We start from the raw sequence: 26,917 nt of genomic DNA on the forward strand, positions 1-26,917 counted from the left end.
GAAAAAGGCGGAACCGAGGTTCCGCCTTTTTTATGCGCCAACGCTGTTGTCGGATTACGCCGTGCCGGCTAATCCGACCTACGGCTTATGACAGCAGCGTAGGTCGGATTAGCGCGCAGCGCGTAATCCGACAAGCCTGCATTAATGGAAGTGTTCCGTACCTTGCGGCGTATCTTCCGGCATCTCCGCATGCGCCAGCTCGCCGACCGGGTCGGCAAACAAAGGCGCGCCGCAATCGTCGCAGTATTCGCCGACAAAGCGTTCCGCGTGGCGCTTGATCTGCGTCACGCCGGCCGCGTTCAGGTGCTCGATGATTTCATCGACGGGCGTCTTTTGCTTGTCCAGCGCGGCGATGCCGACCTGGATCAGGCCTTCGATCGGCGTGCCATCCTCGTCTTCCTGGCCGTACAAAGGCCAGACGATGCCGTAGATGACGTCCGGCGCCTGGCGCAGGGTGAAGGCGATGCGGTACTCGTCCACCTGGCCATCGGCCGCCTCCTCGCCGAAGCCGGCGATGACGGCGCGCAGCTCCGACGGCTCGATGGCCAGCGTATGCGTCAGGTAGTGCACGGCGGCGCGCACGGAGACGGGGCGTATCAGCTTGTCCGCTTCGCGGCAGGCCACGTAATACGCTTCCGGCAGCAGCAATTCCAGGCCGCAGCCGGGCAGCAGGCGGGCGAACGTCGGCGTCGCCTGCGTGCGCCATTGTTCCAGAGCGGCGCTGCGTTCGGCGATGAAGTCGAGCTGGCTCGAAGGCGTCTGCCAGCGGAACAGCGGTGCGCCCGCAGGGGCCACCACGGCCACCAGCAGGTAGCGCGTGTCGGCCAGGAAGGGCGCCGTTTCCGCCTCTTTGCCTGAAGGCTTGACGGCCGTGCCTTTCAGCGCGGCCAGTGCCAGCTTCTGCGTCTTGGCATAGGTCTCGACGTGGCTGCGCGGCAGCTGGTCGATCGAGTACAGCGTTGGCGCCATGGCCATCTTCGTGCCATCGGCCAGCAGGTGGGCGGCGAAATGCGCCGACAGCACGCCGTGCGCGTCGCCGGCCATGGGGCCGGAGGCGATGGAAAAGCGCGTCCACGCGAGGATGGGCACGGCGACGAGCAGGGCATCGTAGCGCACGTCTTCATGCGTGACGACGGCCGATTCGCTGACGGCTTCAACGCAGTCCATCAGCACGTCATAAGCGTTCAAGTCATCCTTGAACAGGCTGCCCAGGGTGTTGTCGATGGTGTCCTGGTGGCCGGTTTTGAGTAATTTCTGGAGCTGCGTATCCAGGCTGTGTTCCCAGGACCGCTCTTCGAGACGGCTGGCTGCCTGTACGATCGCCTGGGCAAAGGTGACCAGGCGCTGGCTGTCGGCAGTCAGTTTATGGGATGAATCTTTGGAAGGACGACGCATAGCGGGATAAGAGTCTCGGAAAGTGAAAAAAATGGATCAGTCAAACAATGATAAACCCTTATAACCGTATTGTAGAGGATTCAGCCGCACGCAATACGTAAGCTGTCCTTAGATCATGCCAATAGTCGAAATTTCAAGTCGGAACGGGATGCAGGGACGAAAAAAAGCGCCGGTCGGAACCGGCGCTTTGATCTTGCCTCACAGCTGGGCTGATTACTCGGCCAGCAATTGACGCAGCACGAATGGCAGGATACCGCCATGCTTGTAGTAATCGACTTCGATCGGCGTATCGATGCGCAGCAGGACTTTGACTTCCTGGCTGCTGCCGTCGGCGCGGTGGATCACCAGGGTAGCCAGTTGCTGTGGCTTGATTTCGCCTTCGAGGCCTTTCAGGTCGAAGGTTTCCTTGCCGGTGATGCCCAGGGTTTGCACGCTGTCGTCGCCGATGAATTGCAGCGGCAACACGCCCATGCCCACCAGATTCGAGCGGTGAATACGCTCGAACGAACGGGTGATCACGGCTTTCACGCCCAGCAGTTGCGTACCTTTTGCCGCCCAGTCGCGCGACGAGCCCGTACCGTACTCTTCGCCGCCGAAGACCATGGTTGGCGTGCCTTCAGCAACATATTTCATCGCTGCGTCGTAGATCGACATTTCTTCGCCGGAAGGCTGGTGGATCGTGATGCCGCCTTCGACCGCCGAACCGTCTGCCTTGGCAGGGATCATGCGGTTTTTGATACGCACGTTGGCGAACGTGCCGCGCATCATGATTTCATGGTTGCCGCGACGCGAGCCGTAGGAGTTGAAGTCCGCTTTCAGGACGCCGTTTTCCTTCAGCCATTTGCCTGCAGGGCCGTTTTCCTGGATCGAGCCGGCTGGCGAGATGTGGTCGGTGGTGATGGAATCGCCGAACACGCCCAGTGCGCGCGCGCCTTCGATGCCGGTGGCCACTGCCGCTGGCGTCATCGAGAAGTTGTCGAAGAACGGTGGTTCCGCGATGTAGGTCGATTTTGGCCAGTTGTAGACTTGACCGGACACGGTCGTGACTTTTTCCCACAGCTTGCCTGGCGCGCCCTTGACGTCGGCGTAGTTGTCCTTGAACACCTTGGCGTTCATGGCGAACTTCATCATGGCCGACACTTCAGCCGAGGTTGGCCAGATGTCGCCCAAGTAGATGTCCTTGCCGCCCTTGCCCTTGCCGACAGGTTCCGTCATCAGGTCGCGCGTCATGTTGCCGGCGATGGCGTAAGCGACGACCAGCGGTGGCGAAGCGAGGAAGTTCGAGCGGATGTTCGGGTGAATACGCGCTTCGAAGTTACGGTTGCCCGACAGTACGGCCGACGCGACGATGTCGTGCGTGGCAATGGCTGCGTTCAGCTCGGGCGTCAGGTCGCCCGCATTGCCGATACAGGTGGTGCAGCCGTAGGCGGTCACGCCGAAGCCCAGTTTTTCCAGGTAAGGCAGCAGGCCGGCAGCGGTCAGGTACTCGGTCACGACGCGCGAACCAGGGGCCAGCGAGGTCTTGATGTGCGGCGCGACTTTCAGGCCGGCTTCGACGGCTTTCTTGGCCAGCAGGCCGGCAGCCAGCATCACGCTCGGGTTCGAGGTGTTGGTGCACGAGGTGATCGCGGCGATCAGCACGTCGCCGTTCGACACTTTCACGTTGTTGGTGGTCTCGTACACGGCGTTCAGATCGGCCGGGTTCTTGTTGAAGCCGTTTTCCGACGTTGGCTTGGCGAACAGTTCGGCGAAGTTCGCCTTGACGTTGCCGATTTCGATACGGTCTTGCGGGCGTTTCGGGCCGGCCAGCGACGGAGCAACCGATGCCAGGTCCAGTTCCACCACGCGGGTGTAGTCGATGTCGCCGGCTTTTGGCACGCCGAACAGGTTCTGCGCCTTGAAGTAGCCTTCGAACGCGGCGATTTCAGCCTTGCTGCGGCCGGTGCCCTTGAAGTAATCGATGGTCGCTTCGTCGACCGGGAAGAAGCCCATGGTCGCGCCGTATTCCGGTGCCATGTTGGCGATCGTCGCGCGGTCGGTCAGGGTCAAGGATTCGGTGCCTTCGCCGAAGAATTCGACGAACTTGCCGACGACTTTTTCTTTGCGCAGCAATTCGGTGATGGTCAGTACCAGGTCGGTGGCGGTGCAGCCTTCGCGCAATGCGCCCGACAGGTTCACGCCGATCACGTCTGGCGTCAGGAAGTAGACCGGTTGGCCCAGCATGCCGGCTTCCGCCTCGATCCCGCCCACGCCCCAGCCGACCACGCCGATGCCGTTGATCATGGTGGTGTGCGAGTCGGTGCCGACCAGGGTGTCAGGGTAGTATACGTCGCCGGCTTTTTTGCCTGCGTGGTGCACGCCGCGCGCCAGGTATTCCAGGTTGACCTGGTGGACGATGCCGAAGCCTGGTGGCACGACGCCGAAGGTGTCGAATGCCTGCATGCCCCATTTCATGAACTGGTAACGCTCGTTGTTACGCGAGAATTCCAGTTTCATGTTCAGGTCCAGCGCTTTCTTTTCGCGGTAGTGATCGATGGTCACCGAGTGGTCGACCACCAGGTCGACCGGTACCAAAGGTTCGATCTTCTTGGCGTTGATGCCCATCTTGGCGGCCACGTTGCGCATCGCTGCCAGGTCGGCCAGCAATGGTACGCCGGTGAAGTCCTGCAGCACGACGCGCGCCACTACGAACGGGATCTCGTCGGTGCGCTCGGCGGTCGGGCCCCAGCTCGCCAATTGCTTGACGTGTTCTTCGGTGACTTTTTTGCCGTCGCAGTTGCGCAATACCGATTCGAGCACGATACGAATCGACACTGGCAGGCGGGAGACATTGATGCCCAGGCTTTTTTCCAGCGCAGGCAGGGAGTACAGCTTGCCCTTCTTGCTATCCGAAATATTAAAGTCCTTGAGCGTGTTCAGAGTGTTGCGGGACATGACCTCTCCTTGTTGGGTATCGTCTATTTATTGATTATTCAAATTACAAAACATGACTGAGCCCCCGAAGAGGCCCTTGCTGCTCACATCAGCCGCCGGTCGCCGGCAGCACGCCCAGCGATGGCGCGGCTTCCACCACTGCCGCCGGCTTGGCTTGCTCCGCATCCTTGCATTCATTGGCCAGCTGGCGGCCCTGCTTGGAATCGAGCAGCATGCCTTTGGCCGGGATGCCGATCCAGACGAGACCGTACAGACGGTTCTCGAAGCGGTTGGCGCCGGTGGTGGTGCCAACGCGGCTCAGGCGGTGCAGGCGCTTCTTCCAGCGCAGGGCGATGTGTTTGTCGTCAGTGGCATTGGTGTAGATGGTAATTTTATTACCAAGTTCACAATTGAAATCGGTGGAGGCCGAGCCTGCGGTGTCCGGTTCGTCGGATTCTTCCTTGTCGGCGACTGACATGGCGAGCGGATGGGCTTCCTTGGCGGCTGCCTTGGCCTTGGTGGTCTTGGCTTTCGGCTTGGCCTTGGCTGCCTTGACGGCCTTGGGATTTGCCTCTGCCGTGGCGGCGAAGCTGGCTGGCGCCAGCGTGAGGGTCATGGCGCCCAGCGCGACGCTGCAGGCAATGGCTAATTTGGAGAGGGACATCGTGTAATTCCTGTCAGTTTTCAGTGGTGCTGGAAGAGGGGGTGTTGAGTAATGCAGCGGCCGCCTCGGGCAGGCCGAGGCCCGCCAGTTTGGCGCGTTGCAAAACGGTCCAATAATATCGGTAGCTGGCGCGGTCGTGCAAGCGGCCATTTTGCGCAATCGGTCCCCAGTTGGCGCGCAGCGCTTCATTGAGGATGTTGCTGGCCTCGTTGACTTCGGACAGGCGCGGCGTGAAGGCCTTGATAATGGGCTTGATCTGGTCCGGGTGGATGCTCCACATGCGCGTGTAGCCGAACTCGGCTGTCGCGCGCTGGGCGTCATTCGCCACCACGGCCGAATCGCGCACGTCCGTCGTCACGTTATGCGACGGCACCTTGCCGTGCGCGTGGCAGGCGGCCGCCACTTCCAGCTTGGCGCGCACCACCAGCGGGTGCGTGAACTGGCCCGGCGTGCGCATGGCGGCGGCGGGAATGGCGCCGTAGTGGGCCGAAACGAAATCCATGATGCCGAAGGACAGGCATTCGACCTGGGGCAGGGCGGCGATCGCATAGGCGTCGCGCAGCGCGCCATGCGTCTCGATCAGGATGTGCACGGGCAGGTTGTCGCGGCCGGCGCGGCGCGCGTGCAGGTTGATCAGGTCGATGGCCAGCATGGCATCCTGCGCGCCGCCCACCTTGGGCACGGCGATGTAGGCCAGGCGGGACGCGGCGGTGCAGATGATTTCCACATCGCGCGCGAAAAACGGGCTGTCGACGTCGTGCACGCGCACGCCGATGCGGTTGAACTGGTTCTCGTCGCTGGCCAGCAGACCGGCGATCATCAGGGCGTGGGCTTCTTCATTGCCGGCGCTGGCGCCGTCTTCGCAGTCGAACGTGATGTCGAACAGGGGGCCAAGCTCTTGTTGCAAAGCAATCGATTTACGCATCAGCTTTTCGGAGCCGGCGTAGTGGTCGCAAGCGGCGAGCAACAGCGGCTGGCGTTTGCCTTGGAATAAAACCTCGGAAGGGTGCATGCTTAAGGCATTTCTGCAGGTAAAAATTACTTGATAAACAGTCGGGCCGCGCAGGCCGCACCGCGACATGCGCGGGGCGGCCTTCTTTGGCGGGCGGCGCATTGCCGCGCCGCCAAAACTGGACTTAGGCCAGCAGGTGTTTCACGCCTTCGCGCTCTTCGGTCAGTTCTTTCAGGGTCAGGTTGATGCGCTCTTGCGAGAATGCATCGATTTCCAGACCTTGAACGATGGTGTACTCACCGTTGTCGGTGGTGACCGGGAAGCCGAACACGGTGCCTTCAGGAATGCCATACGAGCCATCCGAAGGAACGCCCATGGTGGTCCACTTGCCAGCCGTGCCCAGCATCCAGTCATGGATGTGGTCGATGGCGGCGTTCGCTGCCGACGCTGCCGACGACAGGCCGCGCGCTTCGATGATGGCCGCGCCGCGCTTGCCGACGGTTGGCAGGAAAGTGTTGGCGTTCCATTCCTGATCGTTGATCAGGTCTTTCACAGCCTTGCCGTTGACGGTGGCGAAGCGGTAGTCGGCGTACATCGTTGGCGAGTGGTTGCCCCACACGGTCAGCTTCTCGATATCCTTGACGGCGGTGCCGGTCTTGGCAGCGACTTGCGACAGCGCGCGGTTGTGGTCCAGGCGCAGCATGGCGGTGAAGTTTTTCGCTGGCAGCGATGGCGCCGATTTCATGGCGATGTAGGCGTTGGTGTTGGCAGGGTTGCCGACCACCAGGACTTTGACATTGCGCGAAGCGACGGCGTCGAGCGCCTTGCCTTGCACCGTGAAGATCTGGGCGTTCGCTTCCAGCAGGTCCTTGCGTTCCATGCCTGGGCCGCGTGGACGCGCGCCAACCAGTACGGCCACGTCGACATCCTTGAAGGCGGTCAGCGGATCGGAGTGGGCGGTCATTTCCGTCAGCAGCGGGAAGGCGCAGTCGTCGATTTCCATCATCACGCCCTTGAGCGCCTTCTGGGCTTTTTCGTCCGGGATTTCAAGCAGTTGCAAGATGACAGGCTGGTCTTTGCCGAGCATGTCGCCATTGGCGATGCGGAACAACAGGGCGTAGCCGATCTGGCCGGCGGCGCCGGTCACTGCAACACGCATTGGGGTTTTAGCCATGATGAATCTCCAAAAATGGGAAAGAAAACGGGCTTGAAGCTGGGCTTACGCTTATCCGGAAAAACTATAATGATACCAAAACCGGCCCGCGCCACCGAAATGCTGGTGTACGCTGCCGTCACGCTTGTGCTGCACGAGGCCAGAGTGGCTGGCCGACAACATAAAACGCTGGCTCACAAGTTTTATCGAGGGCAGTTTAGGCCCCCGATCTGTATCTGTCAATCATATCTTATGTCTTATATAAGACAGATAACTACGAGTCTTTTACTGGACGCGGGCAGTGATTTGTGTTGAAATGTCGGACTATGAATTCCGCCTCGTCCAATCTGACCAACAATGCCACTGCTGCAAGCGGGGCGGTCAGTCCGACCGCGGGCACCCCGGCCACGCCCGTTGCCGCAGCGGCCAGCACCGCCGCCACCCCAGTCGCCAGCCTCAATACCACTGCCTCCACCGCCGTGGCCGCGCCTGCCGCAACTGCCTCGCCCACCTTCAGTCCCCTGTACCAGCAGATCAAGGCGCTCATCACGCAGAGCCTGCAATCGGGCGAATGGAAACCGGGCGAGCTGATTCCCAGCGAAGTCGAACTGGCAGGACGCTTCAAGGTCAGCCAGGGCACGGTGCGCAAGGCCATCGATGAACTGGCCGCCGAGAATCTCGTCATGCGCCGCCAGGGCAAGGGCACTTTCGTTTCCACCCACCATGAGGCGCGCGCGCATTTCCGCTTCCTGCGCCTGGTGCCGGACGAAGGCGTGCCGCATTATCCTGAAAGCAAGTTTATCGAAGTCAAGCGCGTGCGCGCGCCAGCCGACGTGGCGCGCCTGATGGACCTGAAGTCCGGCGACGCCGTCATCTTCATCAAGCGCGTGCAGTATTTTGACGGCGTGCCGACCATCGTCGAGGAACTGTGGCTGCCCGGCCTGATCTTCAAGGGCCTGACGGCCGAGCGCCTGGTGGAGTACAAGGGCCCCATGTACGGCCTGTTCGAAACGGAATTTGGCACGCGCATGATACGCGCGTCCGAGCAGATCCGCGCCGTGTGCGCCGACGCGGGCGCCGCCCAATTGTTAAATATCGACCTCGGCACGCCCTTGCTCAGTTCCGAGCGCGTGTCGTTTACCTACGGCGACAAGCCGGTTGAACTGCGCCGGGGCTTGTACCTGACCAGTCGCCATCATTATCAGAATGAACTCAGCTGAAGCGGCGGGGTGCCTGCGGGCGTCCGGACAAGCAGCAAGGCTGAAGTGCATCGCTTGCAAGATGCCTGCCGCAAGGCGGGCAACGGAGACAGCGGAAAGCGCAGCGACAGCATGGCCCGCCCCGGCGGGCCGTGTTTTGCCGGCGATTCTGTAATTAAATTACGTGAACTACGGAAAGTAGCGCGGTATTTTGTAGTAAAAAACCATTTTGGTTATATGTAACAATAGATATTGGTATGGGTTGCGAAAATCGGCGAAAATCGCGGCTTCAATATTTAGTTGAAATTCAAAGGGGAGGTTTTTGTTATGTCTGAAGCCGTAAGAGAAGTACCAAAAAAAGAACGGCCGCAATTCCGTAACATTCATGTTACCGAATTGTCGAACTACCGCATGGCTGTCGGCGCCATCGTCTCGATCCTGCATCGCATCAGCGGTTTCATCATTTTCGCCTTGCTGCCATGCATACTGTACATGCTGGAACTGAGCCTGCGTTCCGAAATGTCCTACGCCTACTTCCAGGGCATCGCCTCGCACTGGTTCGTCAAGCTGATCACCCTGGGTCTGGTCTGGGCCTTCCTGCACCACTTCTGCGCCGGTATCCGTCACCTGTTCATGGACGTGCACGTTGCCATCGAAAAAGATTCGGCACGCAAGACCGCCTCGTCCGTGCTGGTCGTGAGCCTGGTGTTGACGGCTCTGGTCGCTTTGAAACTGTTTGGAGTATTTTAAACATGGCAGACAATAATATCGGACCGAAACGCCTCGTCGTCGGTGCCCATTACGGCTTGCGCGATTGGCTGGCGCAACGCGTTACCGCCATCGTCATGGTGGCCTATGTGGCCATCCTGCTTATTTCTTTCCTGACCGGCAGCAACTTCAGCTATGAAGGCTGGGCTGGTCTGTTCGCACAGCAGTGGTTTAAATTGTTCAGCCTGGTGACCTTCGTCGCCCTGTTCTACCACGCATGGGTCGGCGTACGCGACATCTGGATGGACTACGTGAAAAGCGCTGGCCTCCGTCTGACCCTGCAAATTGCCACCATGCTGTGGTTGATCGCTTGTGCCGGCTGGACGGTACAGATACTCTGGAGTGTGTAATCGTGGCAGCATATAAATCTGCAATCCCTACCCGCCGCTTTGATGCGGTCATCGTTGGCGCCGGCGGTTCCGGCATGCGCGCGTCGTTGCAACTGGCTGAAGCCGGTCTGAACGTCGCTGTTTTGTCGAAAGTTTTCCCGACCCGCTCGCACACCGTGGCGGCGCAGGGCGGTATCGGCGCGTCGCTCGGCAACATGGCCGAAGACAACTGGTTCTGGCACATGTTCGACACCGTCAAGGGCGGCGACTATTTGGGCGACCAGGATGCCATCGAATTCATGTGCCGCGAAGCACCGAAGGTCGTGTACGAACTGGAACACTTCGGCATGCCATTCGACCGCAACCCTGACGGCACCATCTATCAGCGTCCATTCGGCGGCCACACGGCCCACTTCGGCGAAAAGCCCGTGCAGCGCGCTTGCGCGGCAGCCGACCGTACCGGTCACGCTCTGTTGCACACCCTGTACCAGCGCAACGTTCGCGCCCGCACGCATTTCTTCGTCGAATGGATGGCGCTTGACCTGATCCGTGACGCCGAAGGCGACGTGATCGGTGTGGTCGCGCTGGAAATGGAAACCGGCGAATGCATGATCCTGGAAGCAAAAACGACGGTCATGGCAACGGGCGGCGCAGGCCGCATCTTCGCCGCATCGACGAATGCCTTCATCAACACGGGCGACGGCATGGGCATGGCGGCACGCGCCGGCCTGCCGCTGCAAGACATGGAATTCTGGCAGTTCCACCCGACCGGCGTGGCCGGCGCGGGCGTATTGATCACCGAAGGCGTGCGCGGCGAAGGCGGCATCCTGATCAATAGCGAAGGCGAACGCTTCATGGAGCGCTATGCGCCGACCCTGAAGGATCTGGCGCCGCGCGACTTCGTCTCGCGTTCGATGGACCAGGAAATCAAGGAAGGCCGCGGCTGCGGTCCTAACAAGGATCACGTGATGCTGGACCTGCGCCATATCGGCGCCGACACCATCGCCAAGCGCCTGCCGTCGATCCTGGAAATCGGCCACAAGTTCGCCAACGTCGACGCCACCAAGGAACCGATTCCTGTCGTGCCGACGATTCACTACCAGATGGGCGGCATCCCGACGAACATCCACGGCCAGGTCGTCACCCCGACCGGTCCGGACAATTCGGCCAAGGTTGTCAACGGTCTGTACGCGATCGGCGAATGCGCCTGCGTGTCCGTGCACGGCGCCAACCGCCTGGGCACGAACTCGCTGCTCGACCTGGTGGTCTTCGGCCGCGCGGCCGGTAACCACATCGTCAACAGCGGCCTGAAAGCCAAGGAAAACAAGCCTTTGCCAGCCGATGCCGCCGAATTTGCCATGGGCCGCCTGGCGCGCCTGGAAAACTCGACCGGCACGGAAACCGTGCAGGGCGTGGCGAACGACATCCGCGCAACGATGCAGAAGTACTGCGGCGTGTTCCGTACCGACGAGATGCTGAACAAGGGCGTCGAAGAAATCATGAAGCTTGACGAGCGTCGCAAGCACGTCTCCTTCAAGGATAAATCGATGGTCTTCAACACGGCCCGCGTGGAAGCGCTGGAACTGGACAACCTGATCGAAACGGCGAAAGCGACCATCGTTTCGGCAGCCGCCCGCAAGGAATCGCGCGGCGCCCACGCCCAGGACGACCATCCGCAACGTGACGACGACAACTGGATGAAGCACACTCTGTGGTATTCGGAAGGCAACCGACTGGAATACAAGCCAGTCGTGACCAAGCCGCTGACGGTTGATACCTTCAAACCGAAACCACGTACTTTCTAAGGCTATACCATGGCACGCACTCTTAAATTCAAAATCTACCGCTACGATCCTGACCAGGATGCCAAGCCGTACATGCAAGACCTGACGGTCGAACTGAAAGACACCGACAAGATGCTGCTCGATGCACTGCAGCGCATCAAGGCGGATGTCGATGACTCGCTGGCCCTGCGCCGCTCGTGCCGCGAAGGCGTGTGCGGTTCGGACGCGATGAACATCAACGGCAAGAACGGCCTGGCATGCACCACCAACCTGAACGAACTGTCGGAGCCTATCGTGCTGCGTCCGTTGCCAGGTTTGCCAGTCATCCGCGATCTGATCGTCGACATGACGCAATTTTTCAAGCAATACGATTCGATCAAGCCTTTCCTGATCAACGATTCGATCCCGCCTGAAAAAGAGCGCCTGCAATCGCCGGAACAGCGTGAAGAACTCGATGGCCTGTACGAGTGCATCCTGTGCGCATGCTGCTCCACGTCGTGCCCGTCGTTCTGGTGGAATCCGGACAAATTCGTCGGCCCGGCTGGCCTGCTGCAAGCCTACCGCTTCATCGCCGATTCGCGCGACGAAGCCACCGGTGCGCGTCTGGACAACCTGGAAGACCCGTACCGCCTGTTCCGTTGCCATTCGATCATGAACTGCGTCGACGTCTGCCCGAAAGGGTTGAACCCGAACAAGGCGATCGGCAAGATCAAGGAATTGATGGTCCGCCGCGCGATCTGATCCCCCTGATCGCATCCGCCGGGCGCCGTTTGCGGGAAGAGGGTATCCTCTCTTGCCTGCAGGCGGCGCCTGCAAAGCAGCACCGTGCCGCAAGGCACACGTAAAGTGGTAAACCAAATGACAGAATCAATTTTGTCCTCGCATCAGGCCGACCCGGCCAACCGCGCCCGCCTGCGCTGGCGTTCACGCCGTGGCCTGCTGGAAAACGACATTATCCTGACCCGTTTTCTCGATGCGTATGAAACCGAATTGACCGATGAAGAAGTTGACGCGCTGACGCGTTTGCTGGATTTATCGGACAATGCGTTAATGGATCTGGTACTGGCCCGTAAAGAGCCGGAAGGCGAAGTCGATCTGCCGCATGTGCGCGCACTGCTGCAACGACTGCGCATTGCCTAGACGCCTGGGCGATATATTGCAAACGGTGCGAGTGGCGCGCTGTAGCACTGCCGAATGCGGTGCGAATTGCAGCCAGAATTTTTGATTTTAATTTCGACTCACTCCCGAGAAGGAAGAGCCCATGAATATCTCTGACACAAAAGCTACCCTGTCGTTCTCCGATGGCAGCCCATCGCTTGAATTTCCAATCTACAAAGGCACGGTTGGTCCGGACGTCATCGACATCCGCAAACTGTACGCCGGTAGCGGCAAGTTCACCTACGACCCAGGCTTTATGTCGACGGCCGCCTGCAACTCGTCGATCACCTACATCGACGGCGACAAGGGCGAGCTGCTGTACCGTGGTTACCCGATCGAACAGTTGGCCGTCAACGCCGACTTCATGGAATCGTGCTACCTGCTGCTGAACGGCGAACTGCCGAACGCGGCGCAAAAAGCCAAGTTCGTCGACACCGTCACCAAGCACACGATGGTGCACGAACAGATGCAATTCTTCTTCCGTGGCTTCCGCCGCGACGCGCATCCGATGTCGGTCCTGGTGGGCACCGTCGGCGCGCTGGCATCGTTCTACCATGATTCGCTGGACATCAACGATCCGCGTCACCGCGAAGTGTCGGCCATCCGCCTGATCGCCAAGATGCCAACCCTGGTCGCCATGACCTACAAGTACTCGGTCGGCCAGCCGTTCGTGTACCCACGCAACGACCTGTCGTACAGCGCCAACTTCATGCACATGATGTTCGCCAATCCGTGCGAAGAGTACAAGGTCAACGACGTGCTGGTGCGCGCCCTGGACCGCATCCTGATCCTGCACGCGGACCACGAGCAAAACGCATCGACATCGACCGTCCGTCTGGCCGGTTCGTCGGGCGCCAATCCGTTCGCCTGTATCGCTGCCGGTATCGCCTGCCTGTGGGGCCCTGCCCACGGCGGCGCCAACGAAGCGGCACTCAACATGCTGAAGGAAATCGGCACCGTCGAGAACATCCCTGCCTTCATCGAGCAAGTCAAGGACAAGAACTCCGGCGTCAAGCTGATGGGCTTTGGCCACCGCGTGTACAAGAACTTCGATCCACGCGCCAAGCTGATGCGTGAAACCTGCTACGAAGTGCTGCAAGAACTGGGTCTGCAAGACGACCCGCTGTTCAAGCTGGCGATGGAACTGGAAAAGATTGCACTGAACGACGAGTACTTCGTGTCGCGCAAACTGTACCCGAACGTCGACTTCTACTCGGGCATCGTGCAATCGGCGCTGGGCATCCCTGTGTCGCTGTTCACCGGTATCTTCGCTATGGCCCGTACGATCGGCTGGATCGCCCAGTGGAACGAAATGATCGCCGACCCAGAGCAAAAAATCGGCCGTCCGCGCCAGCTGTTCGTCGGTTCGACCACGCGTGAAGTACTGCCACTGGACAAGCGTTAATCCAGAGCGGTATCGAGCAAACAAAAAAACGGGCTTCGGCCCGTTTTTTTATGCCAGGCTGTTATGCTCGGGCCCTGGTACAACAGGAAGCACAACGCGATGAATGAAGACACCTGCGCCCCCAGCGGCGTGGCCCTGGCCGATACGGCATTTGGCTATACCTTGTCGCTGATCGGCGGCAAATACAAGATGCTGATCCTGTATGCGCTGGCGGAAAACACCGTGCTGCGGCATAACGAACTCAAGCGCCATCTCGGCGGCATCGCCTTCAAGACCCTCAGCGTCGTGCTGAAGGAGCTGGAAGCCGATGCGCTGATCGTGCGCAAGGAATATCCGCAAGTGCCGCCCAAGGTGGAATACTCGCTCTCCAGCAGGGGCGCCTCGCTGATCCCCGTGCTGCATACCTTGTGCGCGTGGGGCGAACGGCACCAGCCAGCCTGACCAGGATGCGCATGCCCGAGGGGCTTTGCATCGCCAAGTAACTTACTTTTCTTCCTGTATGACTAGTCGATGTGCGTACTTGTGAAAAGTACTCGTGATGGTTATGCTGTTTTTGCCTCTGCGGGCGCACGGTCATGTGCCACGCGCCACGGGGCAGGGTACCGGCTTGCCTGCTTTTCTGTGCATGCGGGCTGGTGCGTCCATTCATTTTCAGGAAAACAGCATGTTGAAAACCCTCGTTATCGTCTTCCATCCCTCCATCGGCACGTCGGTCGCCAACAAGCGCTGGCTGCAGGAGCTGGCGCAGTATCCCGACCGCTACACCATCCACGACGTGCACCAGGCTTACCCTGATGGAAATATCGACGTGGCGCGCGAGCAGGCGCTGGTGGAGGCGCACGCCAACGTGGTCCTGCAATTTCCCGTGTACTGGTTCAACTGCCCGCCCATGCTCAAGCAATGGCTCGATCAGGTGCTGGCGTATGGCTGGGCCTACGGTACGGGCGGCGATGCCTTCAAGGGGAGAAAAGTGGCGCTGGCCGTCACGGCCGGCATCCGCGAGGACGATTTCACGCCGGCAGGCAAGTGGCACGTCACTCTGGCGCAGCTGCTGGCGCCGTTCGATGTGACCCTGGCGTACATCGGCGCCGACAACCGCCGCTTCTTTGCCTTCTATGGCGCGGAAGACGGGCCGAAGGAAACGGGCTATGCCGAGCGGCTGGCGCGCAGCGCGCAAGCGTATGAGTGCTTCCTGGCCGCCTTGTAAGGGCGCTGGTCCAGCTTCAGTTCAATGCCGCTGGCCGGTCGTGGCGATGGTGTGCGCTAACTGCGCTGCATCGGCAAGGTTTCCCGGGTACGCGAGGGGCGGGCGGCGCGTGCAAACATATTATTCTTTCGACCAGGCGCGACAAATAGGGTAGATTGCAATACTTAGTTGCATGGATCGGACGAATCAAGGGAGTAGCGCATGGACCGCATCACCGCCGCACAAGTATTCGTCGCCATCGCCGAGCGCGGCAGCATGGTGGCCGCCAGCGAGGCGCTCGACATGTCGCGCGCCATGGTGACGCGCTACCTGGCCGAGATGGAAGAGTGGGCGGGGGCACGCCTGTTGCATCGCACCACGCGCCGGCTGAGCCTGACGGATGCGGGCGACGCCACCCTGGCGCGCTGCCGGCAGATGCTGGAAGTGGCCGGCGCCATGGCCGTCACCTCGCCCGAGGGCCTAGACACGCCGCACGGTTTGCTGCGCATCACCTGCTCGCAATCCTTGGCGCAGACGGCGCTGGCCGGCGCAGTAACCGCTTACCTGCGGCGCTACCCGCGCGCCGCCGTCGACCTGCAGATGGAGAACCGCGTCGTCAACCTGGTGGAGCAGCGCATCGACCTGGCGATACGCATCACGAACGCGCTCGAGCCCAATCTGATCGCGCGCCAGCTGGCCAGCTGCGCCTCGGTGGTGTGCGCCGCACCATCGTATCTGGCGGCGCACGGCACGCCGCGCCGGGCGCAAGACCTGGCCGTGCACAACTGCCTGACGTACACGTATTTCGGCAAGAGCCTGTGGCAATTTACCCATGACGGGGAAGCGCTCACTGTCCCCGTCAGCGGCCGCCTGTCGGCGAATGAATCGCTGGTGTTGCTGGTGGCCACGGTGGCGGGGGCGGGCATCGCCATGCAGCCGCGCTTTTCGGCCGCGCCGCTGATCGCCAGCGGGCAGCTGGTGGAACTGTTGCCCGCGTACCAGCCGCAGGACATGGGCATCTATGGCGTCTATACGTCGCGCCAGCACATGTCGCCCCTGTTGCGCACCATGCTCGACTTCCTGGTGGAGTGGTTTGCCGGCGATGCCGATTGGCTGGCGGCCATCGCGGCTGCGCCGTTGCCGGGCAGACCAGTTGCGCGCAAGCGGCACGCCGGCAGGGTCGCCGATGTGTTGTAAGCATAACAGTGACAGGCTTGCAAGCCCGGGAAAATCAACAACACAGCTTACATTTGCTTGCCAAATAAAATTCAACTAGTCGTTGTTGCGTTACAATACCGCGTGCTATTCTAAATGACGGTATGCAGAATGCTGGTGCAATATAAAAGCCCTTCCCCACAACTTGATGTGCAATCCGCTAACCGGTCAGGCCGTGTCGCGGAAGGTTAGATTAACCCGCTAATTCCTCGCGAAGCGCGAAGAAAGGTGAGCAATATATGCAGCAATTAACGACCAACTCCTACCTGTTCGGTGGGAATGCTCCGTACGTGGAAGACCTGTACGAGGCGTATCTGAACAACCCAGGCTCGGTACCCGATAACTGGCGTTCCTACTTCGACGCAATGCAGCACGTGCCTGCCGTCGATGGCACCAACAAGCCTGACGTGGCGCATGCCTCCGTCGTCGCCTCGTTCGCCGAGCGCGCGAAAGCTGGTCCGATCCGCACAGTGACCGCTTCCTTCGATGCTGAAATGGGCCGCAAGCGCGTCGCCGCCACGCAGCTGATCGCCGCTTACCGCTACCTCGGTTCGCACTGGGCCAACCTGGATCCGCTGCAACGCCAGGAACGTCCGATGATCCCGGAACTGGAGCCGAGCTTCTACGGTTTCACCGACGCGGACATGGACACCGTGTTCAACATCAGCAATACCTATTTTGGCCCCGAGACCGCCACCCTGCGCGATCTGCTCAACTATCTGCGCGATACCTACACGCGTTCGATCGGCGCCGAATTCATGTACATCTCCGACCCGGCCGAAAAGCGCTGGCTGCAAGAGAAACTGGAATCGATCCGTTCCACCCCGAATTTCACCCCAGAGAAAAAAATCCACATCCTCGACCGCCTGACCGCGGCTGAAGGCCTGGAACGCTATCTGCACACACGCTACGTGGGCCAGAAGCGCTTCTCCCTGGAAGGCGGCGAAACCTTCATCGCCTCGATGGATGAAACCATCCAGCGCGCCGGCGAAAAAGGCGTGCAGGAAATCGTCATCGGCATGGCCCACCGCGGCCGCCTGAACGTGCTGGTGAACACCCTGGGCAAAGCGCCGCAGGAACTGTTCGAAGAATTCGAAGGCAAGCATGGCGACGACCTGCCTGCCGGCGACGTGAAATACCATCAAGGCTTCTCGTCGGACATCTCCACTGCAGGCGGCCCGGTCCACCTGTCGCTGGCGTTCAACCCGTCGCACCTGGAAATCGTCAACCCTGTGGTCGAAGGTTCCGTCAAGGCCCGCATGGATCGCCGCGGCGACGCGCAGGGCGCGCAAGTGCTGCCTATCCTGGTGCACGGCGATGCCGCTTTCGCCGGCCAGGGCGTGGTCATGGAAACGCTGAATCTGGCGCAAACCCGTGGCTACCATACCGGCGGCACGGTGCATATCGTGATCAACAACCAGATCGGTTTCACCACCTCGGATCCGCGCGATGCCCGCTCGACCCTGTACTGCTCGGACGTCGTCAAGATGATCGAAGCACCGGTCCTGCACATCAACGCCGATGATCCTGAAGCCGTGGTGCTGGCGACGCAGATCGCGCTCGACTACCGCATGGAATTCAAGAAGGACATCGTCCTCGACATCATCTGCTACCGCAAGCTTGGCCACAACGAGCAAGATACGCCGGCGCTGACGCAGCCACTGATGTACAAGAAGATCGGCCAGCATCCAGGCACCCGCAAGCTGTACGCGGACAAGCTGGTGGCGCAAGGCGTGATCCCTGCCGATGGCGGCGACAAGATGGTGGCCGCCTTCCGCGACGCCATGGACGCCGGCAAGCACACCGTTGATCCGGTCATCTCGAACTTCAAGAACAAGTACGCCGTCGACTGGCTGCCGTTCCTGAACAAGAAATGGACCGATTCGGCCGACACCGCCGTGCCGATGACGGAACTGAAACGCCTGGCCACCCGCATCACCACCGTGCCGGAAGACTTCAAGGTCCACTCGCTGGTTGAAAAAGTTCTGGGCGACCGTGGCACCATGGGCCGTGGCGAAATGAACCTGGACTGGGGCATGGGCGAACACCTGGCCTACGCATCGCTGGTATCGTCCGGCTACGCCATCCGCCTGACGGGCCAGGACGCCGGCCGCGGCACCTTCGTGCACCGCCACGCCGTCTTGCACGATCAAAACCGCGAGCGTTGGGATGCAGGTACCTACATTCCGCTGCAAAACGTGTCGGACAACCAGGCGCCGTTCACCGTCATCGACTCGGTGCTGTCCGAAGAAGCCGTACTGGCCTTCGAATACGGCTACTCGACCGCTGAACCGAACACGCTGACGATCTGGGAAGCCCAGTTCGGCGACTTCGCCAACGGCGCGCAAGTGGTGATCGACCAGTTCATCAGCTCCGGCGAAGTGAAGTGGGGCCGCGCTTCGGGCCTGGTCATGATGCTGCCGCACGGTTACGAAGGCCAGGGTCCTGAGCACTCGTCCGCGCGTCCGGAGCGTTTCCTGCAGCTGTGCGCAGACAACAACATGCAAGTGGTGCAGCCGACGACGGCTTCGCAGATCTTCCATTTGCTGCGCCGCCAGATGGTGCGCCAGTTCCGCAAGCCGCTGGTCATCCTGACGCCGAAGTCGCTGTTGCGCAACAAGGATGCCGGTTCGCCGCTGACCGACCTGGCCAAGGGTGGTTTCCAGACCGTCATCGGCGAAGTCGACGACAAAATCGACGCCAAGAAAGTCAAGCGCGTGGTCGCCTGCTCGGGCAAGGTCTACTACGACCTGGTCAACGCACGCAAGACCCGTGGCCAGACCGACACGGCCATCGTGCGCCTGGAACAGCTGTATCCGTTCCCGCACAAGTCGTTCGCTGCTGAACTGAAGAAGTTCCCGAACCTGGTCGAAGTCGTCTGGGCGCAGGACGAGCCGCAAAACCAGGGCGCCTGGTTCCAGATCCAGCACAACATCTTCGAAGGCCTGGAATCGGGTCAGCGTCTGGCTTACGCCGGCCGTCCCGCTTCGGCGTCGCCTGCTGTCGGTTACTATGACAAGCACTACGCCCAGCAAAAAGATCTGCTGGAAACGGCATTCTCGAAGCTGAAGGGTTTTATCCTGACCAAGTAAGTGGCAGGATAAGGGCGCCATGCGATTGCATGGCGCCTGCTTGCATACATCATGACGGAGCGCCGCCCTTGCTACGCAGGGGCGGCGCCGCAATAACAAAATAAACGGAGTTTTACATGGCACAAATCGAAGTCAAAGTTCCCCAGTTGTCGGAATCGGTTGCAGAAGCGACCTTGCTGGCATGGCACAAGAAAGTCGGCGAAGCAGTTGCGCGCGACGAAAACATGATCGATATCGAAACCGACAAAGTCGTGCTGGAACTGCCGGCGCCTGCCGCTGGCGTGATCGTGCAAATCATCAAGGCTGACGGCGCCACCGTCGTTGCCGGCGAAGTCATCGCCATCATCGACACCGACGGCTCGGCCAAGGTCAGCCCGATGGAAGTGTCGGCCGTGCCTGCACCAGCCCTGGCTGCCGCTGCGCAAGACGCATCGACCGCTTCGGCGCCAGCCGCCGCGACCAAAGGTGATGTCGCCATGCCTGCCGCTGCCAAGATCCTGTCCGAAAAAGGCCTGTCCGCTGGCGACGTCGCCGGTTCGGGCAAAGACGGCCGCGTGACCAAGGGCGACGCCCTGGCCGCTTCCGCCAAGCCAGCTGTCGCGCCACTGGCGCCAGCCGCTGCCAAGCCAGCGCTGCAACAAGTTGCCACGCCGTCGGCCGCCAGCCTGGGCGACCGCCCTGAAGAGCGCGTGCCGATGAGCCGCCTGCGCGCACGTATCGCCGAGCGCCTGCTGCAATCGCAATCGACGAACGCCATCCTGACCACGTTCAATGAAGTGAACATGCAGCCGGTCATCGACCTGCGCAACAAGTACAAGGACAAGTTCGAGAAAGAGCACGGCGTCAAGCTGGGCTTCATGTCCTTCTTCGTCAAGGCCGCCGTCGCCGCCCTGAAAAAGTACCCGATCATCAATGCCTCCGTTGACGGCAACGACATCGTTTACCACGGCTACTTCGACATCGGTATCGCTGTCGGTTCGCCACGCGGCCTGGTCGTGCCTATCATCCGCAACGCGGACCAGCTGTCGATCGCCGACATCGAGAAAAAAATCGGTGAATTCGGCGCGAAAGCCAAGGAAGGCAAGCTGACCCTGGACGACCTGACGGGCGGCACGTTCTCGATCTCGAACGGCGGCACCTTCGGCTCCATGCTGTCGACCCCGATCATCAACCCGCCGCAATCGGCCATCCTGGGCGTGCATGCGACCAAGGACCGCGCTGTTGTCGAAAACGGCCAGATCGTGGTGCGTCCGATGAACTACCTGGCCATGTCCTACGACCACCGCATCATCGACGGCCGCGAAGCCGTCCTGGGCCTGGTGGCGATGAAAGAAGCGCTGGAAGATCCTGCACGCCTGCTGCTGGACCTGTAAGCACCGTAGTCCCCCGGCGTCGCCGCCGGGGCAATGTAGCTGATACCCCTTGCCAGAAGACGCAGCTGGCTGATCTCAATGAAAGAGGATTCCCATGAACGTCTCTGAAGAAATCAAGCGTCTGCACGAGTTGCACCTGGCGGGCGCCCTGAGCGACGCGGAATTCGCGCAAGCGAAAGCCAAGCTCCTGAGCAATATCAACCTGGACAAATCTGAGAGTCCCTCCGACTCCGGCCCGTCGAACGACCTGGTGCAGGAATTCAACCGCCTGCGCCGATCGCGCAACGACCGCTGGCTTGGCGGCGTCTGCGGCGGCCTAGGACGCGCTTCCGGCATGGAAGCGTGGATCTGGCGCCTCGTCTTCGTCCTGTTTACATTGACCTTCGGCTTCGGCGTGGTGATTTACCTTCTATTGTGGATTTTCGTACCAGACGAAGAGATTGGAATAACAAAACATGAGTACTAAACAATTTGACGTAGTTGTCATCGGTGCGGGCCCTGGCGGCTACATCGCCGCCATCCGCGCAGCGCAGCTGGGCTTTTCCGTCGCTTGCGTCGACGAGTGGTCGAACGCCAAGGGCGGCGCCGCGCCTGGCGGTACCTGCACCAACGTCGGCTGCATCCCGTCGAAAGCGCTGCTGCAATCGTCCGAGCATTTCGAACACGCGGGCCACAGCTTCGCCGAGCACGGTATCGACGTCGCCGGCCTGAAGCTGAACCTGGGCCAGATGCTCAAGCGCAAAGACACCGTCGTCAAGCAAAACAACGACGGCATCCTGTACCTGTTCAAGAAGAACAAGATCGCCTTCTTCCACGGCCGCGCCGCTTTCGCTGCCGCCGCCGCTGGCGCGTATGAGATCAGCGTGACGGGCGAAGCCAACGAAACCTTGAGCGCCAAGCACGTGGTCATCGCCACGGGTTCGAACGCACGCGAACTGCCAGGCGCACCATTCGACGAGAAACTGATCCTGTCGAACACGGGCGCACTGGCCATCGACGCCGTACCAGCCAAGCTGGGCGTCATCGGCGCCGGCGTGATCGGCCTGGAAATGGGCAGCGTCTGGCGCCGCCTCGGTTCCGACGTCACCGTGCTGGAAGGCCTGCCGGTCTTCCTGGGCGCCGTCGACGAGCAGATCGCCAAGGAAGCGTCGAAGCTGTTCACCAAGCAAGGCTTGAAGATCAACCTCGGTTGCAAGATCGGCGCGATCACGCCAGGCAAGAAAGACGTCACCGTGGAATTCGTGGACGCCAAGGGCGAAGCGCAAAAAGCCGTATTCGACAAGCTGATCATCTCGATCGGCCGCACGCCGAACACGAATGGCCTGGGCGCCGATAAAGTCGGCCTGCAGCTGGACGAACGCGGCTTCATCGCCGTCGACGGCGACTGCAAGACCAATCTGCCGAACGTGTGGGCGGTGGGCGACGTCGTGCGCGGCCCGATGCTGGCGCACAAGGCGGAAGAAGAAGGCGTTGCCGTGGCCGAGCGTATCGCCGGCCAGCATGGCCACACCAACTTCAACACGATTCCTTGGGTGATCTACACCTCGCCGGAAATCGCGTGGGTCGGCAAGACCGAGCAAACCCTGAAGGCCGAAGGCATCGCCTACAAGGCCGGCACCTTCCCGTTCATGGCCAACGGCCGTGCGCGCGCGCTGGGCGACACCTCGGGCATGGTGAAATTCCTGGCCGATGCGACCACCGATGAAATCCTCGGCGTGCACATCGTCGGCCCGATGGCCTCCGAACTGATTTCCGAAGCCGTCGTGGCGATGGAATTCAAGGCCTCGGCCGAAGACATCGCGCGCATCTGCCACGCTCACCCATCCCTGTCGGAAGCGACCAAGGAAGCGGCACTGGCGGTTGACAAGCGCACGTTGAACTTTTAATTGTAGTTAGTCCAGCAGGGGCGCTCGCGGATTTTTTCCGCCGGCGCCCTTGTGCGTTAAAGCGAATCCCATGAACGTAGAAGAGTTTTACCAGCACGCGTTGCAGAAGCGTGATTTCAAGGCCGATGCCGCCCAGCGGCGCGCGGTCGACCGCCTGCAGCTGTGCTATGACGAGTGGGTGGCCTACAAGGGCCAGCGCTCGAGCACCTTCAAGCGCCTGCTGAACCGTCCCGCCGTGCCGAAAGGCGTGTACATGTGGGGTGGCGTGGGGCGCGGCAAATCGTTCCTGATGGACAGTTTTTACTCGGTCGTGCCCCTGGTGCGCAAGACGCGCTTGCACTTCCATGAATTCATGCGCGGCGTGCACCAGCAGCTCGATGAATTGAAAGGCGTGGCCGACCCGCTCGACGAAGTCGCCAAGCGCATCGCCAAGAAATACCGCCTGATCTGTTTCGATGAATTCCACGTCTCCGACATCGCCGACGCGATGATCCTGTACAACCTGCTGTCGGCCCTGTTCGCCAACGGCGTGTCCTTCATCATGACCTCGAATTACGATCCGGACTTGCTGTATCCGGACGGCCTGCACCGCGACCGCATGCTGCCGACCATCGCACTGCTCAAGGACAAGCTCGACGTGATGAACGTCGACGCCGGCGTCGATTACCGCGGCCGCGCGCTGGAACAGGTGGAAAGTTACTATACCCCGCTGGGCGCCGATACCGACAAGGCCCTGCGCGACGCCTACACGCGCATCGCCGAAACGGCCGACGAAGACGCGCGCATCCGCATCGAGAGCCGCGAAATCCATTGCCTGCGCCGCGCCGGCGGCATCATCTGGTTCGACTTCGCCACCCTGTGCGGCGGTCCCCGTTCGCAAAATGATTATCTGGAAATCGCCAGCCGCTTCCATACGGTGATATTGTCCGGCATACCGGCCATGTCGGCGGCGCAGTCGTCCGAGGCGCGCCGCTTCACCTGGCTGATCGACGTGTTTTACGACCAGAAGGTCAAGCTGATCATGTCGGCCGAAGTGGCGCCTGATGAGCTGTACACGAACGGCATGCTGGCCAACGAGTTTCACCGCACCGTTTCGCGTATCATCGAGATGCAATCGCGCGAATACATGGAAAAAGAACAGCGCGGCGCGGCCGACGCGATCGTTTGAGGCAGGGATAAGGAACATGATGGCAAATACACTATACAAGCTGGGTGCGGCGCTGGGCCTGGTCCTGGCGTTGTCCGCCTGCGCGCACCAGGGTGCTCCGGCATTGGATGAGGTCGGCGCGCCGCAGGTGCCCGCCACCTTGTCGGTGGACGAGGCGGACGCCAAGCTGAAGCAGGTCGCTAGCGAGCGCGCGGCGGCGGAAAACGAATTTGCCGTGCGCGAACTGGAGTGCTACGACAAGTTTTTCGTCAATAACTGCCTGGACACGGCCAAGGAAAAGCGCCGCCTGATCCTCGTGCGCCTGCGCGCTGTCGAAGCGGAAGCGAATTACTTCAAGCGCGCCGAATCCGTGCGCTTGCGCGATATCGACCTGGCCCGCACGCAGGAAAGCGCGCGCCTCGACGCCGAGCAGCGCGCCGCGGCCGTGCCCAAGCCCGTGAAAGTGGTCACGCCCGAGCCGGCGCCGCCCAAGCCGCAAGGCAAGAGCGTTGCCGAGCGCGAAGCCGAGCATGCGGCGAAGGTGGCGAAACAGGCTGCCGCCGACGCTGCCGATGCGCCGCGCCGCGCGGTCCGTGAAGCGCAATATGCGAAAAAACAGGCTGACGCCGTGGCGCGCCAGAAGCGGGTGGCGCAACGCCTGGCCGAGCGCCAGGCCGAGGCGCAGGCCAAGGCTGCCAAGGCGGCCGCCGCCGCTGCCAGCACGCCGGCCGCTGCTGCGCCTGCGCCTGTGCCGCCGGCCAAATAAGCCTTCCCGCGCAGGGGCATGCCGGAAATGGCGTGCCCTAACCCGCGCGGCAGGTTAAACTACGCACGATGGCTGCCTGCGTACGCTGCGCGCGCCGGTTTCCCAACACTGTCACCAACACTGCCTGGAACGCAACACATGAGCGATGCACAGCAAATAGAGCGGCGCCTGATTGAACTCAACGTGGAACACCGCGACCTCGATGCCGTCATCGAGTTGCTGATACTCGATGGCCACCATGACGAGTTGCAGCTGCGCCGCCTGAAAAAGCGCAAATTGCAATTGAAGGATCACATCACCTTGCTGAAAATGCAGTTGGTGCCCGACGTTCCCGCCTGAGGGGCGCCAGTAGCGTCCAGTCCAGCCTTCACCTAAGTATATTTTGACCGATCACAATTTATTGCCAGTAAACCCAGATGGCCAGCCTGCTGCCTTGCCAGCCGATGTGCCAGCCGAACCGCAGGCGGCGCCCGGCAAGCACGATGCCGACATCGAGCGCCTGTTTGGCGCCGGCGGCCCGCTCGGTCCGGCCGTGGGCAGCTACAAGCCGCGCCGTTCGCAAACGGAAATGGCGAAAGCCATCGCCAGCGCCATCGACAGCCAGACGACCCTGATCGCCGAGGCGGGCACGGGCACCGGTAAAACTTTCGCCTACCTGGTGCCGGCCCTGATGTGGGGCGGCAAGACCATTGTTTCCACCGGCACGAAGAACTTGCAGGATCAATTGTTCCTGCGCGACATCCCCACCGTGCGCGCCGCGCTGCAGGCGCCCGTTTCCGTCGCCCTGCTGAAAGGCCGCTCGAACTACGTTTGCCACTATCACCTGGAACGCACGCTGCAAAACGGCCGCATGACGTCGCGCGACGACGTGGGCCATTTGCGCGAAATCTCGCGTTTCATCAAGATGACCAGCTCGGGCGACAAGGCCGAGCTGACCAAGGTGCCGGAAAACGCCATGATCTGGAACCTGGTGACGTCCACGCGCGACACCTGCATGGGCGCCGAATGCCAGTATTACCAGGATTGTTTTGTGATGAAGGCCCGCAAGGAAGCCCAGCAGGCCGACGTGGTGGTGGTCAACCACCATCTGTTCTTTGCCGACGTGGCCCTGAAAGACACGGGCGTGGCGGAATTGCTGCCATCGGCCAACACCATCATCTTCGATGAGGCGCACCAGCTGCCCGATACGGCCACCTTGTTCTTTGGTAACACGGTGTCGACCTCGCAAATCCTCGAGCTGTGCCGCGACGTGCTGGCCGAGGGCCTGGCGCACGCGCGCGGCATCGACTGGGCCAAGACCGTCACGGTGGTGGAAAAGGCGGCGCGCGACCTGCGCTTGACCTTCCCGCAGGATATCGTGCGCCTGTCGCTGCCGCAAATCGCGCCGTCGAGCGACTTTTTCCCCGCGCTCGACACCCTCAAGGATGAGCTTGACGGCATGGTGGCCGTGCTGGAAACCCAGGCGGAACGGGCGGAAACGCTGGAACAGTGCAGAGTGCGCGGCGTCGAGCTGGCGCAGCAGCTGAGCGGCTGGAAGTTCGATCCGAAGGCCAAAGTGACGGCTGGCGAGGAAGCCGTGTTCTGGGTGGAAGCGTTTTCCAGCTCCCTGCAATTGCATAAAACGCCATTGTCGATCGCGCCGATCTTCAACAACCAGCGCGAAGGCACGCCGCGCAGCTGGATTTTCACGTCCGCCACCCTGGCCGTGAAAAACGATTTCAAGCATTTTTCCGAGCAGATGGGCTTGACGGGCGAACCGTCGCATACGTGGCCAAGCCCGTTCGACTATGGCCAGCAAGGCTTGCTGTTCGTGCCGCAAAACCTGCCGCAGCCGAACTCGCTGGGCTACACGGACGCCGTCATCGATTGCGCCCTGCCCATCATCGAGGCGGCCGGCGGGCGCACCTTCTTCCTGTGCACCACCTTGCGCGCAGTCAAACGCGCGGCCGAGCGCCTGGCCGACGAATTCAAGCAGCGCGGCCTGAACTTCCCCCTGTTCGTGCAGGGAGAAAAGGGCCGCACGGAATTGCTGGACCAGTTCCGCGCCGCCGGCAATGGCGTGCTGATCGGTAGCCAGAGTTTCTGGGAAGGCGTCGACGTGCGCGGCGATGCGCTGTCGCTCGTCATCATCGACAAGCTGCCGTTCGCGCCGCCCGACGATCCCGTGCTGGCCGCGCGCATCGAAGTGATGGAAAAGCAGGGCAAGAACGGTTTCATGCACCACTCGCTGCCGGAAGCCATCATCAACCTGAAGCAGGGCGCGGGCCGGCTGATCCGCGACGAGGGCGACCGGGGCGTGCTGATGATCTGCGATCCGCGCCTGATCTCCAAGCCGTATGGCAAGCGCATCTGGCAAAGCCTGCCGCCGTTCAAGCGCACGCGCGACACCGCCGAAGTGGTCGAGTTCTTCCGCAACCTGCCCGCCAGGGGCGCTTAAGTCCCGCTTGCCGGCGCCATTCGCGCGCCGGCATATTTCCCTTTGTTATCAAGCGAGTAGCGTTTTTTGCGCGGCGCCGCCTTGCGCGTCTGGCA

At 61.2% G+C, this 26,917-nt stretch carries 23 protein-coding genes; 18 read left to right on the forward strand and 5 right to left on the reverse strand.

Translation table 11 applies throughout. The annotated features are described in order from the left end of the window. Positions 1-141 precede the first annotated feature (141 nt). The 5 genes from ACPJXG_RS07625 to ACPJXG_RS07645 all read right to left on the reverse strand — a co-directional run bounded on the left by ACPJXG_RS07625 (position 142) and on the right by ACPJXG_RS07645 (position 7,098). On the reverse strand, positions 142-1,395 hold the full coding sequence (locus ACPJXG_RS07625) for a DUF2863 family protein (protein ID WP_072452577.1): 1,254 nt from the start codon (positions 1,393-1,395) through the stop codon (positions 142-144). Positions 1,396-1,608: 213 nt separating this feature from the next. After that, a complete protein-coding gene (gene acnA / locus ACPJXG_RS07630; protein ID WP_035820771.1) occupies positions 1,609-4,329 on the reverse strand; it encodes an aconitate hydratase AcnA in 2,721 nt (906 codons plus the stop codon). An 88-nt stretch (positions 4,330-4,417) separates the two neighbouring features. After that, complete coding sequence (locus ACPJXG_RS07635) at positions 4,418-4,972, reverse strand: hypothetical protein (RefSeq protein WP_035820768.1); 555 nt, start codon at positions 4,970-4,972, stop codon at positions 4,418-4,420. A 13-nt stretch (positions 4,973-4,985) separates the two neighbouring features. Further along, the gene (locus ACPJXG_RS07640; RefSeq protein WP_425253861.1) at positions 4,986-5,984 is read right to left on the reverse strand and encodes an HpcH/HpaI aldolase/citrate lyase family protein; all 999 of its coding nucleotides are present in this window, start codon (positions 5,982-5,984) and stop codon (positions 4,986-4,988) included. Between the two features lie 124 nt (positions 5,985-6,108). Continuing rightward, entirely contained in the window at positions 6,109-7,098 is a 990-nt protein-coding gene (locus ACPJXG_RS07645) for a malate dehydrogenase (protein ID WP_034789110.1), read from the reverse strand. Between the two features lie 305 nt (positions 7,099-7,403). Here ACPJXG_RS07645 and ACPJXG_RS07650 point away from each other — a divergent pair, with 305 nt between their 5' ends. The 18 genes from ACPJXG_RS07650 to ACPJXG_RS07735 all read left to right on the forward strand — a co-directional run bounded on the left by ACPJXG_RS07650 (position 7,404) and on the right by ACPJXG_RS07735 (position 26,822). Next, on the forward strand, positions 7,404-8,297 hold the full coding sequence (locus ACPJXG_RS07650; RefSeq protein WP_219307248.1) for a GntR family transcriptional regulator: 894 nt from the start codon (positions 7,404-7,406) through the stop codon (positions 8,295-8,297). A 306-nt stretch (positions 8,298-8,603) separates the two neighbouring features. After that, positions 8,604-9,026, forward strand: coding sequence for a succinate dehydrogenase, cytochrome b556 subunit (gene sdhC, locus ACPJXG_RS07655; protein WP_034752080.1), 423 nt, complete (start codon positions 8,604-8,606; stop codon positions 9,024-9,026). A gap of 2 nt (positions 9,027-9,028) precedes the next feature. Then, on the forward strand, positions 9,029-9,394 hold the full coding sequence (sdhD, locus tag ACPJXG_RS07660; RefSeq protein ID WP_034752078.1) for a succinate dehydrogenase, hydrophobic membrane anchor protein: 366 nt from the start codon (positions 9,029-9,031) through the stop codon (positions 9,392-9,394). A 2-nt stretch (positions 9,395-9,396) separates the two neighbouring features. Next, positions 9,397-11,178: a succinate dehydrogenase flavoprotein subunit gene (gene sdhA / locus ACPJXG_RS07665; RefSeq protein WP_035820761.1), complete on the forward strand. Its 1,782-nt coding sequence runs from the start codon at positions 9,397-9,399 to the stop codon at positions 11,176-11,178. Positions 11,179-11,187: 9 nt separating this feature from the next. Beyond that, positions 11,188-11,898: a succinate dehydrogenase iron-sulfur subunit gene (locus ACPJXG_RS07670; protein WP_034752075.1), complete on the forward strand. Its 711-nt coding sequence runs from the start codon at positions 11,188-11,190 to the stop codon at positions 11,896-11,898. 117 nt (positions 11,899-12,015) lie between these two features. Beyond that, positions 12,016-12,297, forward strand: a complete 282-nt coding sequence (locus ACPJXG_RS07675) for a succinate dehydrogenase assembly factor 2 (RefSeq protein ID WP_034752073.1) — start codon at positions 12,016-12,018, stop codon at positions 12,295-12,297. 121 nt (positions 12,298-12,418) lie between these two features. Beyond that, complete coding sequence (gltA, locus tag ACPJXG_RS07680) at positions 12,419-13,720, forward strand: citrate synthase (RefSeq protein WP_035820759.1); 1,302 nt, start codon at positions 12,419-12,421, stop codon at positions 13,718-13,720. Between the two features lie 99 nt (positions 13,721-13,819). Next, complete coding sequence (locus ACPJXG_RS07685; protein ID WP_425253862.1) at positions 13,820-14,161, forward strand: winged helix-turn-helix transcriptional regulator; 342 nt, start codon at positions 13,820-13,822, stop codon at positions 14,159-14,161. Between the two features lie 223 nt (positions 14,162-14,384). Next, the gene (locus ACPJXG_RS07690; RefSeq protein WP_425253863.1) at positions 14,385-14,927 is read left to right on the forward strand and encodes an NAD(P)H-dependent oxidoreductase; all 543 of its coding nucleotides are present in this window, start codon (positions 14,385-14,387) and stop codon (positions 14,925-14,927) included. A 201-nt stretch (positions 14,928-15,128) separates the two neighbouring features. Further along, positions 15,129-16,103, forward strand: a complete 975-nt coding sequence (locus tag ACPJXG_RS07695; RefSeq protein WP_425253864.1) for a LysR family transcriptional regulator — start codon at positions 15,129-15,131, stop codon at positions 16,101-16,103. A gap of 257 nt (positions 16,104-16,360) precedes the next feature. Next, complete coding sequence (locus tag ACPJXG_RS07700) at positions 16,361-19,213, forward strand: 2-oxoglutarate dehydrogenase E1 component (protein ID WP_034752063.1); 2,853 nt, start codon at positions 16,361-16,363, stop codon at positions 19,211-19,213. 116 nt (positions 19,214-19,329) lie between these two features. After that, positions 19,330-20,586 carry a 2-oxoglutarate dehydrogenase complex dihydrolipoyllysine-residue succinyltransferase gene (gene odhB, locus ACPJXG_RS07705; protein ID WP_099400300.1) on the forward strand — a complete coding sequence of 419 codons (1,257 nt, stop codon included), beginning with the start codon at positions 19,330-19,332 and terminating at the stop codon, positions 20,584-20,586. 94 nt (positions 20,587-20,680) lie between these two features. Next, entirely contained in the window at positions 20,681-21,052 is a 372-nt protein-coding gene (locus ACPJXG_RS07710; protein WP_035820750.1) for a PspC domain-containing protein, read from the forward strand. Next, a complete protein-coding gene (gene lpdA / locus ACPJXG_RS07715; protein ID WP_035820749.1) occupies positions 21,042-22,472 on the forward strand; it encodes a dihydrolipoyl dehydrogenase in 1,431 nt (476 codons plus the stop codon). The genes ACPJXG_RS07710 and lpdA overlap by 11 nt, the downstream gene beginning before the upstream one ends. A 70-nt stretch (positions 22,473-22,542) precedes the next feature. After that, positions 22,543-23,640, forward strand: a complete 1,098-nt coding sequence (gene zapE / locus ACPJXG_RS07720) for a cell division protein ZapE (RefSeq protein ID WP_035820745.1) — start codon at positions 22,543-22,545, stop codon at positions 23,638-23,640. A gap of 16 nt (positions 23,641-23,656) precedes the next feature. Further along, positions 23,657-24,385, forward strand: a complete 729-nt coding sequence (locus ACPJXG_RS07725) for a hypothetical protein (RefSeq protein ID WP_425253865.1) — start codon at positions 23,657-23,659, stop codon at positions 24,383-24,385. A gap of 138 nt (positions 24,386-24,523) precedes the next feature. Beyond that, complete coding sequence (locus tag ACPJXG_RS07730) at positions 24,524-24,724, forward strand: YdcH family protein (protein WP_034752051.1); 201 nt, start codon at positions 24,524-24,526, stop codon at positions 24,722-24,724. 43 nt (positions 24,725-24,767) lie between these two features. After that, positions 24,768-26,822, forward strand: a complete 2,055-nt coding sequence (locus ACPJXG_RS07735; RefSeq protein ID WP_425253866.1) for an ATP-dependent DNA helicase — start codon at positions 24,768-24,770, stop codon at positions 26,820-26,822. Positions 26,823-26,917: the final 95 nt, after the last annotated feature.

The organism is Janthinobacterium sp. NFX145 (assembly GCF_049810325.1).
GTDB lineage: Bacteria > Pseudomonadota > Gammaproteobacteria > Burkholderiales > Burkholderiaceae_D > Janthinobacterium > Janthinobacterium rivuli.